General features: G+C 31.7%; 12 protein-coding genes. 3 read left to right on the top strand and 9 right to left on the bottom strand.

Annotation, left to right across the window (positions count from 1 at the left end):
• Window positions 1-120: 120 nt before the first annotated feature.
• Window positions 121-4,299 (top strand): gliding motility-associated C-terminal domain-containing protein, encoded by a 4,179-nt coding sequence (locus IPK88_00615; protein ID MBK8241899.1) that lies wholly within the window; start codon window positions 121-123, stop codon window positions 4,297-4,299.
• Window positions 4,300-4,575: 276 nt separating this feature from the next.
• Here the strand turns inward: IPK88_00615 and IPK88_00610 are convergent, their stop codons facing one another.
• The 4 genes from IPK88_00610 to IPK88_00595 form a co-directional block, all read right to left on the bottom strand.
• Window positions 4,576-5,877 (bottom strand): type II toxin-antitoxin system HipA family toxin, encoded by a 1,302-nt coding sequence (locus tag IPK88_00610; GenBank protein MBK8241898.1) that lies wholly within the window; start codon window positions 5,875-5,877, stop codon window positions 4,576-4,578.
• Window positions 5,871-6,224: a helix-turn-helix transcriptional regulator gene (locus IPK88_00605; protein MBK8241897.1), complete on the bottom strand. Its 354-nt coding sequence runs from the start codon at window positions 6,222-6,224 to the stop codon at window positions 5,871-5,873. Before IPK88_00605 ends, IPK88_00610 begins: the two co-directional genes overlap by 7 nt.
• A 527-nt stretch (window positions 6,225-6,751) precedes the next feature.
• Window positions 6,752-7,273, bottom strand: a complete 522-nt coding sequence (locus IPK88_00600; GenBank protein MBK8241896.1) for a hypothetical protein — start codon at window positions 7,271-7,273, stop codon at window positions 6,752-6,754.
• Entirely contained in the window at window positions 7,270-7,914 is a 645-nt protein-coding gene (locus IPK88_00595) for a hypothetical protein (GenBank protein ID MBK8241895.1), read from the bottom strand. Before IPK88_00595 ends, IPK88_00600 begins: the two co-directional genes overlap by 4 nt.
• A gap of 380 nt (window positions 7,915-8,294) precedes the next feature.
• On the opposite strand from IPK88_00595, the gene IPK88_00590 reads away from it, so the two are divergent.
• Window positions 8,295-9,512 (top strand): site-specific integrase, encoded by a 1,218-nt coding sequence (locus IPK88_00590; protein MBK8241894.1) that lies wholly within the window; start codon window positions 8,295-8,297, stop codon window positions 9,510-9,512.
• Between the two features lie 11 nt (window positions 9,513-9,523).
• Window positions 9,524-10,570, top strand: coding sequence for an FRG domain-containing protein (locus IPK88_00585; protein ID MBK8241893.1), 1,047 nt, complete (start codon window positions 9,524-9,526; stop codon window positions 10,568-10,570).
• Between the two features lie 38 nt (window positions 10,571-10,608).
• Here the strand turns inward: IPK88_00585 and IPK88_00580 are convergent, their stop codons facing one another.
• The 5 genes from IPK88_00580 to IPK88_00560 form a co-directional block, all read right to left on the bottom strand.
• Window positions 10,609-12,456, bottom strand: coding sequence for a hypothetical protein (locus IPK88_00580; protein ID MBK8241892.1), 1,848 nt, complete (start codon window positions 12,454-12,456; stop codon window positions 10,609-10,611).
• Window positions 12,457-12,522: 66 nt separating this feature from the next.
• Window positions 12,523-13,323: a hypothetical protein gene (locus IPK88_00575; GenBank protein MBK8241891.1), complete on the bottom strand. Its 801-nt coding sequence runs from the start codon at window positions 13,321-13,323 to the stop codon at window positions 12,523-12,525.
• Between the two features lie 205 nt (window positions 13,324-13,528).
• A complete protein-coding gene (locus tag IPK88_00570; protein ID MBK8241890.1) occupies window positions 13,529-14,401 on the bottom strand; it encodes a relaxase/mobilization nuclease domain-containing protein in 873 nt (290 codons plus the stop codon).
• Between the two features lie 48 nt (window positions 14,402-14,449).
• Window positions 14,450-14,989, bottom strand: a complete 540-nt coding sequence (locus IPK88_00565) for a hypothetical protein (protein ID MBK8241889.1) — start codon at window positions 14,987-14,989, stop codon at window positions 14,450-14,452.
• Entirely contained in the window at window positions 14,973-16,415 is a 1,443-nt protein-coding gene (locus IPK88_00560; protein MBK8241888.1) for a type IV secretory system conjugative DNA transfer family protein, read from the bottom strand. Before IPK88_00560 ends, IPK88_00565 begins: the two co-directional genes overlap by 17 nt.
• Window positions 16,416-16,574 lie beyond the last annotated feature (159 nt).

Below are 16,574 nucleotides of genomic sequence, written 5' to 3'. Positions count from 1 at the left end.
AATCAGCTTATAGTCTCACGTTTCCAGATAGTAGACGAAACAAATTTTATTTGGTTTTAACTTAAAGAACAATTTTTTCATACCTTTAGTGATCAAATCATGTGATTGAATGATATGCTCATGAATAAACAGACATTTATTAATGTATTTATCTTGAACTTGATCTGGAGTTTGTCTTTGTTAGGAGGACATTTGACGGGTAATTTGAATGCCATTACATCGGCTCCTTCAGCCCTTTGTTCATTAAACATTGACCGAGTCATCATTGGCGATTGTGAATACGGCGCACGTACTGGAAATCAATCCAAGGTGATTGTTGCCGTTTTTCTATCATGGACTATGGCAACACCAGGTGATAAAATTCAAGTTCGTCTTAAAGGAATGACCAAAATATTCGATCCGTTTTTAAAAGGTTGCCCTCCATATGTGCAGTTTATTTTAGATCCTGATGGTGCAAATTATACAATTGATGCTTCATTTGTTTCTGGTGCTTGTTCTTCTAATCCATATAATGTGATATTGCCTATACCTTGTGATCCGCCCATTTGTTTAGGTACTCAGGCTATTGGCGGAAAGGTGTTTTCAGACTTTAATAACAACGGAATTCAGGAAAGTTCTGAAAATGGCATTCAGGGTATTGAAGTGCGATTGTATAATGATGCAAAGCAACTTCAAGCTGTAACGACCACAAAAACCAAAGGGCTTTGGTCTGTAGAACAATTAACCGCAGGGCAAAAAATGAGAGTGGAATATCAGATTCCTTCAGGATTGTTCGATGCCAATCCTGGATTGGAAAATAAAACTCGAACCCAAATTGCTGCAGTAGGAAATTGTGCAGTCGATCTTGGTATTTTTCAATTGAATGATTTAATAGACCCACAACCTTGGATGGTTACCAGTGTTTTTGTCAAAGGAGATGCTCTTAACCCCATGAGTCCAGCATACAATGAACCGACTTTGGTCGTCAATCATTATTCTACTACTGAGGGTGGTCCACGTTTAGGATCCAATGGAAATTACTATGCTGCCAGTGCAGGTGAAACGGGTTCGATTTGGGGACTTGGTTTTCAAAAAGAAACGAGGATGTTGTATTCCGGTTCTTTTCTGAAACGAAATGCATCTTTGGGTCCCGGTGGTCTTGGCGCTGTTTATGTTACAGATCTAAATAATTTTCTACCCAATCCTCAAATGGCACCCAATTATCGGTATTATGGTAGAACAAAAATATTGCTTAATTTAGATTCATTTGGTATTCAAACAGGAGATGAATCCACATTATTTAGAAACCTGCCTTTTAGTCCAAATGATGCTTCACATGATTCCTCAACATTTGATAAAATTGGCAAATGGGGATTAGGTGATATTGATCTCAACGACGCAGGCGATACGCTTTATGTGGTTAATTTATATAATCGTTCTTTGGTCACGATCGCCATTGGAAATCCACTCCAATTACCCATAACTGCAGATCGCGTTAAAGAGATTCCAATACCAGATCCCGGTTGTTCGATATATGTTGATTGGCGACCTTGGGGACTTAAATACAGAGATGGAAAAATATTTGTTGGTGGAGTTTGCTCTGCTGAATCCACCAATAACAGTGACGATCTTAGAGCCACAGTTTATACTTATGCCAATGGTGGTTTTAAAAAAGAAGTTGAATTTGATTTAAATTATTTTAAAGGTTTTTTGAATGATAATTATTGTGGAACGTTTCGTCCTTGGAATCGCGATTTTTATAAATTCAGTATATTCAATGATGTAGTATGTGGACCGGTACCAGTGTTGTCTGATATTGAATTTGATTCTGAAGGTAACATGATTATTTCACTTGGTGATCGGTATGGTCACCAAACAGGAGGTCGTGATTATGGTACGAACACCAAAGATAATTTACGTTATATCACATTTGCGGGTGGGGATAATCTTAAATTATTCAAACTTAAAGGTGAATATTTATTGGAACAAAACGGGACTTCAGGATTTTACACTACTCAAGGCAAAAACAACAATCAGGGAGTTTGTGGTGGAGAATTTTATTTTCAAGATGGATTTTATAGTCATCAGGAAAGCGCACTTGGCTCCTTAGCCGCACATCCGAGTTATAATACCATCATTGCAACATTAATGGATCCTGCTAATGTGTGGTCCAACGGATGGAGTCAATTAGACAATTCATTAGGTACAAAAAAAGTTAACTATAATATTTACACAGGTGAATATGGAACCTTTGGAAAAGCCACTGGGCTAGGAGATATCGAATTACTGATAGCTGCTTCAAGTGGCAAAGGGATTGGCGTTAGTATTGGAAATTATATTTGGAATGATAAGGATTTGGATGGTGTGCAAGATCCGGGAGAACCATCAATGGCAAACATTCCAGTGTTGATATACAATCAAAAAGATTCTTTAATAAAGCAGACAGTTAGTGATACAAATGGTTTATATTATTTTAGAAATTTAGATCCCTATACTTATTATACCATTCAAATTGGTGCGGATAGCAACTACCTCAATAAACAACTCATTTTAAATAACAAAAGTTACACAACAACCAAGTTTCAATCAAGAGTGAATTTTGGAAATTCGGAAAACGATTCTGACGCATCCCAAACCTTACCATTATCTGCACGATATCAAGAAAAAATAGCACTTAATTATCTTAGTGGAAGAGATGGAGAAAATGATTTTTCATTAGACTTTGGTTTGTTATCATGCAATCAAATTAAGCCCGATACCGTAACCTATGTGTTATGTAATTATGATTCCATAAAAGTAGGGGGCACTTGGTTTTCTATTTCAAATCCAACAGGATTGATCAGCATGCCGAATACACGTGGTTATGGTTGTGATTCCCTAATTTTAGTCAACACTAATTTTTTAAGTCCAACAAATGCTAATTTGGATACGACAATATGCAAAGGAGAAAAATTGGTGATCCATAATCAAACTTTTGATGAAAACAATCCAACTGGAACTATTAAATTATTTGGTGGAAATCATAGAGGTTGTGATTCTACAATTCAAGTTCAATTAAATTTTTATCCAATCGCAGCGTCTCAACTGGATACTTCAGTTTGTACTGCAGGAAAAATCATAATACATAATCAGACTTTCGATGAAATGCATACCTCTGGTGTAATCCTGTTGCCAGGAGCAAATTACACTGGATGCGATTCTTCGATTCATGTTAATCTCAGGATACTTCCATTCTCACAGTCCAATCTGGATACGTCCATCTGTACCGGATCATATATTGTACTTCACAATCAACGCTTCGATGAAACCAAATTGAACGGTCAAATAAATTTAACTGGCGCCAATCAATTTGGTTGTGATTCTATTTTACATGTCAATGTGAATTTATTGCCACTGACCAAAGCTACCATCGATACTTCAATTTGTCCTGGTGATTTCGTAATGTTATACAATCAAAAATTTGATGAGTCAAAACAAAATGGTCAGATCATTCGATATGGAGCCAACGAATTTGGTTGTGATTCTATCATTGATATCCATTTAAGTGTGCGTCCCAATTCGACAGGAAAATTGGATACATCTATTTGTCCGGGAGGAAATGTTATCATACACCAACAAATATTTAATGAACAAAACAAATCGGCAAGTATTCTATTAAATCGTGCAAATCAATTCGGATGTGATTCCACATTAAATGTTAATCTTAGAATTCGACCAGAGTATCATCTACTTGATACCATTGAAAGTTGCGTGGAATACACCTGGTCAGTTAATGGAAAAAATTATCGTACAAGTGGAAGTTATCGCTTCGACACAGTGACTCATGAAGGTTGTGATTCCAATTACCTAATGCAACTTATCATACACCCTGAATACCATTTTAGTGATACTTTGTGTGCTTTGGGTAATTTTTACTGGTCAGCGGATCACCGTCGTTATGAAGAAAGTGGTGTTTATGAATTTAATCATCGCAGTTCATCCGGCTGCGATTCCATTGAATATTTGGTTTTAATGATAGCTCATGAAGGTGAAGTTTATGTACCCAATGTATTCTCACCGAATGGAGATCAGGTCAATGACAGACTCGTTGTATTTTCCAATGAAGATGTGCATATGATTGATCTGTTTGCTGTATATGATCGATGGGGTGAGCTCATGTTTGAACAAAAAAATATTCTTCCCAATGATCCACAATACGGATGGGATGGAATGTTTCGAGGTGTGCCAGTCAATCCAGATGTTTTTGTTTATATCGTCGAATGGCGTGACAAGGCCCGGGGATATCATAAAGTGACGGGAGATGCTACGTTGTTGAGGTAAAGGACGCTCGGCTTGTGAGATTGTGTTGTCAATAAATTATAAGTTTGTGAATGTCTGGTAATTTTACATTTGACCAAAATTGTAAAATCTCAAAGGGTTAAAACAATATATGTAATGTCAGTGGTTAAACAAAACTATTAATTTATAAAACAAGAATACAATTTTGAAATAGTAATTTCTTTATTATCTAGATTATACTAAGTCCATATAATGTTCCATTTTGTTGTTGACTAAGGTAAGTATTCAATTCTCGGAACAAATTTTGACCCACGCATCTTAGAATACATTTAAATTGTTATTAATTTTTTTCTTTAAAACGTTATTTACATTGGCTTGTGATGCATATGTAGTCCAGGATTTTATAATTGAATTCATTTCATCAATAATTTTATCACCTTTTTTGATGTTGTTATTTTTTGCTATGGTCATTAAATCCTCTTTTGTTATTTCTAATCTTTTTCCATTGATACTAAGGGTTTGTTTGTTCACCCAATGATTGGTTGGATCAAATGAAAAACATAAATCATAAGCAGGTGCCAGTCTCCATCGATCATCTTTTTTTAAAATAAATGAAAAGTTCTTTGTGTGATCATCAAAATTAGTTGCCAGAACATTAAATACCATTCTTCGAAACATTTGCTCTGCTTCAGGATAAGTCAAGTATAATAATCTCATGGTTTGAAAAACCTGTTCGTAACTATATCCATACATATCATTGAAATCATAATGTTGCATCCCGCAAAGGGATTGGGTGTGATGTTTAATATTTCCATCTCTATCAAAACGTTTGGTTATGAAATGTGCTCTTCCGTTTTCTTCTAATAAGCGACATTCACTTATTTCTATTTTGCAGTCTTTTGCCATAAGGTAATAGGCATATTCTACACGTCCCCATCCAGTACTCTCTCCAAATTGTTCTCCGCTAACACCATCTAATTTTAGTAACCAATGTTCGAATCCTTTGGGTACACTTCCCTGACCGGATTTTATTTCTCCTGTTTTGCGATTATAAGCAATTACGGCTTTAGGACGAGCACCTCCGGCTGAGGTTCCTATCTTTAAAATTTCCATCATTGCCTTCTCTTCATCTTTACTTAGGTGTGTTAAAAATCCCTCTCGTTCATGTAGCATTTTTTTGGCTAGTTCCACCAATCCATCAAATTCCAGGGAGAAGTTTCTTGTACTTGTTTTAATCGTTGCTGGTTCAAATTCTAATGCTCCCATACCTCTGGTACCGATGAAACACAATTTTTCGACCGGGTTCATACTATTTTCTGTACGGCCTTGTTGAGCTAGCCAAGTACTGATCAATCTATTCCCGTACTTATCTGGCAAAGCATCAGCCAATAGGCCTGGCAAACCTTTGAAAGTGTCTAATGTTTCGTTGCGCCCAATTCGAAGTTCCGGAAAACTATATATCTGTGTTCCTTGCGATAGGGGCATTTTGAGCGGTGATAAATCCCATCCTTTTTGAATAAACTTGGTATCATATTGGAAATAACCCAGCTGTTGTGATTCATCCCATCGAACGGCACCAACCCATTCGCCCCATATTTTAATTTCAGCAACATCTACCATTCTACATCTGTTTTCTTGTTGTTTTTGGTTTTAGGATTTGAAGCTTGTTTTCTTTGCTTTTTTTTAATTTTAGCATATTCAATAGGGCTAATTTCTTGTTGAATTTTAAACACATCCATGATATATAATAAATGAAGGACCCGCAAAACTTGGATCAGACTATCTATTCTAACCTTTTCGCCCCTTTCTAATAAGCTTAAAGTTGACCGGCTAATCCCTGCATCTTTTGCCACCTGGTCTTGAGTTTTATTTTGAGTGAGACGATGCGATTGAATAAAGTCTCCAATGGTATCCATCAGCGATTTATCTGACATTTCTGCCCACTTGGTGTATGCTTTATCATTCATATTTGGCATTTTTTGATTATAATGCATGCTATATCATGCAAAGATATTCATTCATCAAAAATAATTATCTATGAATGACATTTCATGCAAATATAACTTATTTTGACTAATGTGACTGGTTTATCATACTAAAATTTATAATTTTGGTCTCTTTTTCTCATTGCGAAACAATGTGGTTGGCATACCCCAAAGAATTTATAATTGGAGAATTGCCTAGAAATGAATCGAATGATTCGCCAACGGGACTTTAAATCCGAGTGTATTTCTATAAATAGTTAACTGGGGTAAAATAGGTGGATTTCAAAAAGATGGTTGGGGAATTAGAGGAGTTTGTGAAGGGAAAGAGCTGTATTATTTATTTGAATGATTTATTACCATTAATTAGGCAAAGAATAAAAAGAAGGACTTAATATTCCTATATACAATTAAGTAAACGATTAGCTAAATCAATCTGATTGAAAATAAGAATGAGTTAGAATCCATTTGTATTTTAATTACTGCTAAGAATTAAGTTTGTATTTTTTGTATTACCAGCCAAAATACTTGTAAATAATTCCAACTTCAAAAGTTAAAGGGTCTGGTTTTCTAAATTTAAAATATTCAACACTTTTTGGAATATTTACATAATAATTAGATCTTCCATATAGTCCAAAAAAATCAGTGAAGAAGTATTGATAGATTATTTGAGGACCATGTGCTCCTTCTAAGTCTATTCTATAACCCATAAGAATATCTGATTTTTTCAAATGCAGGTAGTTAGCCCAGTGGAAGTCTAATCTAAGATGTGCGCCTAATCTGTTAAGAAAAGAAAATTCTTCTTTATTTGGAATTTCTGGTGGATTAAAAAGATATTTAATATTTGCTCCTACTGATAAATAATCTGTAAGACCATAATCCAAACCTACTGTAAGATATTTATAATTACTTAATTCTCCACCAATATAGGAAACTTGGTTTTGTGCTCCATCAAATACCTGAGCAATCAAATCCACTTTTGTTGTAAATAACATCCATAATGTTATATAAAATACGCTTGCTTTTATTTTCATTTTTCACATTTTGACTCCAAATATTCAACCAGTTCTTCTTGTTTAACTTTCTTCTTAGAATTAATAAAAGCTAAGGCTTCTGGATCTTTTTCGTAATATTTTAATAAGAATTTTTTACGTTGTTTATCAAACGAACCTTGTGTTATCACTTTACCTAAAAAAACAATGCCCACTTCAGTTGGGAAATCTTCGGTACTTTGTTGTATTAAATACATGCCCATATTATCCAAATAGAATGCAAAAAAATCACCAACAGAATTAATATCAAATCCCTCGACTAACAGGAATGAATTAAAGTTTTTACAATTTATTTTTAGAAAGAGCCAATTTTTACCTTTGCTGAGTTTCTTTTTGGGATTATAGGTTTGAGTTCTTTTTAGTAAGAATGAATTTTCTTTAGAAGTAGTTATTATAAGATAATCAATCTCATCTGCTTTAATGGTTTCTTTTTCAGCATCTTCATTTTTTTTAAAAACGATTCTTGTGTGTTCGCTTAAGATTGGAAACTGTAATTTTCCTTCTTTGATTTCACCGGAAAGTAATTTAATTTGAACATCAGCATAACGGTGATTTCCAGCTTGACCTTGAGTTACGTATAATAAATGGATCAGAAATATAAGGAGAATAGATTTAGAGTTCATATAGCGTGCTTTTGTAACATAAAGTTAAAATGAATTTTTCAAAATACCAATTAAATTTGGAAAATAAATATTTTCACAAATAAAATCAAGTAAAATAATATCTCTTTTTTGTAATTATCGCGCCTGAAACGCGCCTTGAATTAAATGAAGAGTACCTAAGAATAGGTCTAATTGTGTTGTATTTTGTACCCGGGGCGGGACTTGAACCCGCACGAACATTACTGTCCACAGGATTTTAAGTCCTGTATTTATTGCATTTATTTGTATTTATATATGTGTATCATGCTGGTAATAAGTAAATTAATCTAAACTATAAACCAAATTAATACATATTAATCCATAAAATGTTTTACCTTTGTTCGACCTACAAATTATTAGTAATGGCATCTGTAAAGATATTACTTCGTAAAAAGATAAACAAAGATGGGCAATTTCCACTTTGTATTCAAATTATTAAAAATCGAAAAACTTCAATTATCCATGTAGGTCAATCCATAAATGTTCAAGACTGGGATGAAACTAGACAAAAAGTGCGTAAAACACATCCTAACCACAATCAACTTAATAATTTCTTAATTAAAAAGTTAACTGAAGCAAATTCAAAATATTTGGAACTTTCGACTGAAATGGGTTTAGTATCAGCGAGACGGATTAGGTCAGAATTGAAATCCGAAAAAGTATCAAGTTTTTTTGCTCAAGCAAATATTTATTTAGACGAGCTAAAGAAATCGGGTAAATATAATAGGTACTCGGCAGACAAACCAAGAATTAATAGATTTAGAGAGTTCTTGAAAGGAGAAGATATTTTTTTCTCAGAAATATCAATTAGTCTAATAAACAAATTCAAAGCATACTTAAAAGGTACTAGAGAAATTTCAGACCGAACAGTCATTAATCATTTAGTAGTTATAAGATCTATTTTTAGTCAAGCCATCAAAGCAGAATTAGTAGATTCCAAATATTATCCATTCGGTAAAGGCAAAATTCAAATAAAGTTTCCAGAATCTTCAAAAATAAGTCTAAATATTGATGAGGTTATAAAATTGGAAAATTTAGTACTTGATAACTATCCAAATTTAGATCATGCTCGAAATCTTTGGCTTTTATCTTTTTATTTTGCAGGGATGAGAATTTCTGACTTATTAAGATTAAGATGGTCAGACTTCTATAATGATAGATTACACTATTCTATGGGTAAAAATGCAAAGGCGGGATCAATTAAAGTACCAGATAAAGCAAAATCTATATTAGATAAATATAGGAGTCTTATAAATAGTGGTGAATCAATATATATCTTTCATCATCTGAACGGATTAAAGAAACCAAATGACAAGTTCGAACTTCAACAAAAAATTGCCAATGCCGTAAAAGCAATTGATGAATCATTACAAAAACTTGCATCTGGGATGGGAATTATTAAAAAACTTACAATGCATGTAGCAAGGCATACATTTGGAAATCTATCAGGGAATAAAATTCCAATACAAATGCTTCAAAAACTCTATCGTCATTCTTCAATAACCACCACAATTGGGTATCAAGCCAATTTTATTAATCAGGATACGGATGTTGCGTTAGAAAGTGTTCTTAAATACTAAATAAAATATCCATGTCAGTAATCAACACTAAATTAATTAAGACTTCAGTTCTTGCTTATGTTAAACAAACTCTAAAGGACGAAATTGAGACATTTCCAATTTGTTATTTAAAAGTATCTAATAATTTGTCTAGTCAAAAAAAGCCTTACGTTAAGGAATTGCCTTTAACAAATGAAGAATGCTTTGATTTTAAAAATGCTGAAAATTATTTCAATAAAAATTGTGATTATCTTAATGATTATTTAGTTAATGTTGTTAGATTAGACGGGAGAAATAGATATGAGGTGTATATATTTGAAAAGAAAGTTAAAGTAGCAAAAAAAATAAAATCTATAGAAATTAAATCACTCGCTGATTATATAACAAAGATTAATTCAGATAGATTAACTTGCGGACATTTTGTTTTTCGAGGAGTTACAGATTCTAAAAATTATGCACTTATTCCAGCAATTGGAAGAGTAGATAAGGAAATTTTAGATACATCTAATTATGAGAAAGAAATTATAGATAGATTCAAATTACGTAGTAGATCTGGAATAAATTCGTATCCAAATAATGATTGGGAGTGGTTAGCCTTGGCTCAACATCATGGATTGCCAACAAGATTGCTTGATTGGACGTCTAGTCCATTAATTGCACTTTATTTTGCTACAATGCCAAAGTTAAATAATCAAGGAATTATTTTACCTAAAGATAAGAATGGCACTGCGGTATATGCTTGGCATACTTGTAATAATATTGACATAGACAAGATTAAGAATCCCTTTGAATATGATTCTTGCGGATTATTTTACCCACCAAGTATATCAAATAGAATTTCAGGACAATTTGGTTTATTTTCAATACATTCGAACCCTTTTGTACCGTTTGAAGAATTATTAAATGAAACCGATGACCAATTATTAAAATTTACTCTTTCAAAGGAAGTGTCTGAAAGAGTATTGCGAGAGTTATATTTTTCAGGAATTAGGCATGAGAGTATTTTTCCTGACTTAGATGGATTTAGTTATGATTTAAAAGTGAAATTTAACTTAGCTCACTGTCACCTTAAAAATTAAAACATTCAGTTTCAAAATTAAAATAATAGAATACTTCGTCAATTAATTTCAAAATTCCTTTTATTATTTAAGATCCTATTTAAATCCTCAACATAATATGGTATAGGACTGTCTTTTTCAATATCAATTTCTTTAAGCTTCGTTATAAATTGAAATACATTTTCCATTGGATCAATTTTATTCTCACTCTGCTTAATGAAGTTCCATTCATTGTTTAGTTTAAGGTTAAACATTCCTGCAAAAAGTGAATCACCTAAATATTTTGTTAAAAACCCATCTATTTCTTGAATTTCAATTTTAGAAAATAAAATCCAAAAATCACTTTGATTAAATTCCTTTAAGTTGTCTATTAATTTTACTTTAAGAGTCAAAATAGAATTTTCAATGTAGCTATTAATTTTCATTTTATATATATCCATATAACAGTTAAGAATTTCTTTGGCATCTGCGAATTTGTGCTTATATTTTTCAAGCCTTTCTTCTGGAAATATTGAAGTATATATCTCGTTTTCAATAGCTTTATTTAGACAATTACAAATAAATGTTTTAAATTCATCAGATTCAAAATTATTAAGCTTTACATTATCTTCTAAGAAAAAAAAGTATTTGTTAGCAAATTTTAGAATACTATCAATATCATACTTATTTTGCTGTAAAAAAATAAATATAGATTTAACAGTATCCTTAAATTCAGGAATTGATAAATTTCTAAAATTGTTTAATTTATCTAACTTAATATTCCATTCGTCCAAATGGTTCAATTGAGGCAAATATTTATCAATTTCAGAGTGTAAGAAAGTTGCATCTAAATAACCTGTCTTGATGTAATCACTGATTGAAAAAAACATTTTAAAATAATTTGAAAACTTGATAGCAATTTCTCTATAGGGCAGAGTTTCATCAATGCCATTCTCAACATCAATCCTTCCTGAGGTAGAAAAAATTGGTCTCATTCCAATAAATTCTATCTCATTTGAAAAGTCTTTTATTTTATCATCAAACTTGTCTAATTTTCCATCTTTAAATGCTTTTGAGCAAATGAAATTAAAAAGAATTATATACTTTGAAATTCTTTCAAATTTTTGTGGATCAATTAAGTTTGTGAAAGTTGCTAAATTATTAAAAAAGAATTTAATAGTTCTTAAATTTTTCTCATTTGTAAATGTTATTAGTTCTTTTATGAAATCTAAATTTTCAAGTATATATTTATTCTTATCCCTATTGAAATTAGATTCATTTATTATGCTAGGCAAAAGATCTAAAATATCTTGTTTAAATTTAATAGTTCTTAATATTGATTTTTCTTTAATTATTTCATATTTAAATATTAAATCATCTTTTCCTAGTTTAACTTTTAATTGTGCTTCATCACAAATCAATATTACTGAAATTGAATCATGTTCTGTAAATATTTTGTTGATTACACCAAAAAAATCATCAATCGGGAATTTATTGAAATTAATTCTTTCTATATCATCAATAATAATAATGTCATTTTTAAACCCATCGATATCCTTAGAATTAAATATTTTTGGAATTACATCGAGCATATTACCAATTATTCTATATCTGTCTGACTCTTTTAAAGCTAATTTTGAGAGTTGATATGTAAGATTAAGTCCCTTTTGTATGCTTTTTTTATTTGAATAATATTTTTTAGTTATTATTTGCTCCAATATTTCATTAAAAGAAGAAATTCCATTTGCACTTGTATAAATTATCTTCTTTTGAGTAAAACCTTTTAAAACATTGCTCAGAACTTCTTTGAAATAATATGATTTACCTGATCCCCATTCACCATTTATCATTAGTGCAAATTGAGATTCGCTTTTGACATATTCTAAAATACTTTCTGATATTATTTGTGTTGAATTATTATTTTTCATAAATCTATTAATATTTTATAATTCATTATTTAATAATATTTAGTTGATGATTAAATCATTTAAAAATTATAAATTAAAGTCAACTCCCTGATGTCCCATACTACCACTAATATAAGCAACTGGAATATTTTTTGTATCGAATATTGTTTCAAAGGAAAATAGTAATTGGAATAACTTATCTTTTTTGAACTGATTTAATTCATCGGTAAGTTTGTATAAAAGATCATTTGATGCGGTTTCTACTTCTATTTGATACTTTTTTAACTCATCAGATATGTATCTCAATTTGAATTGTGAATCATACCAATTTGATTTATTTCCGAAGCTGTCATGTTGATTTGAAGTAGTTTGAATTTCAGGATATTGTATTAAATTGTGTTCATCAAAACTCATTGGAACTTTAATTGAATGCAAGAAGAGATTTCTTCGTTCATATAATGCATCTAAAACGCCACAATAATTTTTAGCTATTTCTGCCTTACTTTCATTAGTTGATTTTTTTAACATTAGTTCAAAACAATTTGAAAAATTATCTTTTAACCTACCGGCTAATGCATGATAAGCTATTATCTTAATGTTGATTTCAGAATAAACCCAAAAACTTAAAACAGGAGAATTGAAAATATCATCTTTGGAAATCAGGTGCATCAAATATATGGATTCTAATATTGTATAATGGTGTTGAGAAAAATTTACTCTTTCTTTTTCTTCAACCTCAGATAATCCTGTTATTTCAGCCATTCGACCTTTACCCCGATGTCCAATATATAGTTTCCAATTCTCTTCATAGGCTGGAATTTTTTCACGAATGAATCCAAAGACATTTTTTTCAAAAGAGTCTCCATGCTTTTCTAAGTCATACTGCATACTTTATTATTTTGAAACACTCAACGAGGAATATTATAAGAAAGTTCAAAAGTGCGTTAACAATCATTAAATTTGAATATGCTATTACTACTTTTAAAAAACCGTATAAAGGCAAACTTCTTTAATGTTGCAAGATTGCCTCTCGCCATGGCGATCTGTTATCTGCCTAAGTCGAGAGGCTATCTTGTCGGGAGACCCGAACCCCTTAAATACCTAATCCATCATACTCATCATTTCCTAGTTCATCTTCAGTTTCTTCATCTTCATCATCTTCAATATTTCGTTCATCATTAACCTCTTTTTCTAAATTTTTGGATTCACGAAGATCCTTAAGGTCTTGCAATTCAACTTCTACTTTACTTTGATTCTTATCCAATTCATCAAGTTTGTTAATATCAAACCCTAAAGTCTTAAACTTGAAATGCCTTCCTTGATCCTCAACTCCATACACTGTGCCACCTCTATAATATGGCTCCAAACCCTCAAATTTGAGCTGAGACAGGAATTCTTGACTTGTATTGACCTTGCCATATATTTCTGCAATATTCTCTGAAATTTGCTGTTTTTGAGACAATGTCTTATCAGAAGCTTTAAATGGATAAGAAATATCTTGGAAATCGACTTTGGTCAATTTACCATGAGCAGGCAAGCTATGGATTAACTCTGGATATTTGTCTTTTTGATAAGCATCTAGACCTAGCTTGAGATCTTGGAATTCCAATTTAGATATTCTATTGGATTCTCCAGTCAAATATTTTGTCGCCGACATCAAAATATGCAAATGGATATGATCTTTATCATGGTGTGAGGAAGCTAGATATACATTGTCTTTGCCACGTAGTTCTATAAATTTTTTAGAGATATCCTTTAAAAGATCCTTAGAGATATGTTCTATATCTTTACTTGAAAAGGATAATATCATATGATTGAGCTTTATATTATCACTTCTCTTGTATAATCGAAGAGCTTCATTTGATTCAAATTCCTTTGTCCATCCAACAGGAGAGCGAGACCTTAGATTATGTTTTAAAATTGGTTCAGCCTTTTCATTCTTTTCTGGCTTTAGAACATAATTCACTAATTGGCCAATATTACTTCGACGAGTTAGATTTTTTAATATCACAAGTCATAAAGAGTTTATGAATTCCAATAATAGAGCTTTATTTCCTCCATCCTTAATAATATGAATTTTGATAATGTCTTCTAAAGTTTTAGGGTGATGAAGTAAAGGTAGTATTTCTCGCTCCAGTCTATTTATTGATTCCATTATATCTCGGCCCAAATCAAAATTTAATTTGTTAGCATCAAACAAGTCTTGAACTGAATTGTATGTCATCGCAAGTAGTTGTGATATTTTTTTTACTTCTATTATGTCTGGAACTATAAATGAGTTATTGATATAAGCGAATGTTGTTTCTTTGATAAACTGAGTTCTACTTAACTTATGCTTTTTAGACTCGAAGGTTAAAACTTTTAATTCATCTGGATTAAAGGAGATGGTGAATTCTTTTTCTTTTTTTCTTTTCGCAACTCTCCACTTTCTTTTATATTCCCTCCAATATTCCTTTCGAACCTTTTGAATTTCTTCATGAGTTCCTTTTTCAAGAACTCCACTCGATTGTAAATATGAATATATGCTATTCTCCGACTTAACCTTTCTTTTCATCTTCAAATTGAATTAAAGGAGGAATATCAAATGGAAGAACATTATCTGGAATATATGGAGGAATTTCAGTTAGCAATTTCAATTTCATATTTTTGTAATATGGATACAATTTTGCATGAATTGGTGGTTTGTTACCTATCAGGATAATTGCCTTGTCACTCATACGAATTTCATCCGAAGTCATTAATTGGCGGGTATGCCTAACTTCATTTTCATCCTCATATTCAAATTTACCCAGTGTCATTTCTAACATTTTGCATGTTTCAATCGGCTGACCTGGCAAATACACTTTTGCATAACAATTGGCAGAAATATTTTTTGCTTCATATGAACCATAAATATGTTCTAGAATATGGTAGTCCTGATATATTAAAAGTATTCCACTATTGTATTTTCGGATATTAGAAATGATGGTTGAAAGTGAAGGCAAAAACATTGATCCTGCTTCATCTAAAAGAAAGAATATATTGTTTTCATGTTTATCAGGAATTCTAATTAATATTTCATTCATAAATTGCTGGAAAAACAGTGATGATATTCCGCTATAATATTGCATTGTTGGAATGGAGTTGTTGATAAATAGGGCAATTTTTTTAGTGCGAAATTCTGCAAAATCTATTGTATCAATTGAAGTAATCTTAGCTATTGTTTCATCAGCAAATAGTGAAAGTGAAGCTTTGGCTGTGGCAACAATAGACATGAGGGTCTTGTCCCCATATGCAACAAATGCTTTGTACTCGGATAACAGTTTATCGTCTCTAGTTTTAACGATGAGTTTGTCTATTTTCTCAGGATTTCCAGCGAATACATTTATCAAATGAAGTACATTGTATAAGTTTCTATTTTCAGGTTCACCATAGAATATTAAATATCGGATGAAAAGGGACAAAAGTGATTCAGCAGACTTGTTCCAAAATGGATCTTTGGCTTCTCCAAGAGCATTGCGAACTAGCAGTGAGGCTAATTTTTGAATATCAGAAATTGTCATACATCTTTGAAGTGGATTAAAGCATTCTGAGGCTTCATTGCTATAGTCTATTACTTTAATGGTATATCCATAACTTTGTAATGCACCACTTACAAGCAATCTAATTTCGTGGGATGGGTCATTAAATATGAGAGACGAATTTCCTTTGGCCATGAATAGTGCGCTATTGATAAGCACTGTAGAGCTTTTGCCTGAACCGCTTCCACCTAAAATAATTGCATTTTTATAACTCTCAGAAATTGAAAGACAATTTTCACCATCAAGACAAAAGCCAGTATCTGAATTTTGCAAAACTTTATCTACACTAATAAAGTCAGCATTGAATTCCGTTTTACGGCTCATTTGAATAAGAGAAGAAAGAAAATCAAACAGTCCAGTTGCTATTTCAGCACAAAGCCAATATATGACTTCAAATATTACACCTATTATCTTTATCATCTTGTCATCATTTTTTCAATAGTTTCTCCCGTTTTAAGTAAAAGCATTCCAGAAACTTTACATAATAGGGCAAAGGTCATTGTCATCAATTTGAAAAAAGTGACTACAAGTGTTCGTATTAGATTAAATATTGTTTGGGTAGAAGTTCTAATCATATTC

This window comes from Candidatus Defluviibacterium haderslevense (genome assembly GCA_016712225.1).
Classification (GTDB): Bacteria; Bacteroidota; Bacteroidia; order Chitinophagales; family Saprospiraceae; genus Vicinibacter; species Vicinibacter haderslevensis.
This window is presented reverse-complemented; position numbering and strand designations above follow the sequence as displayed.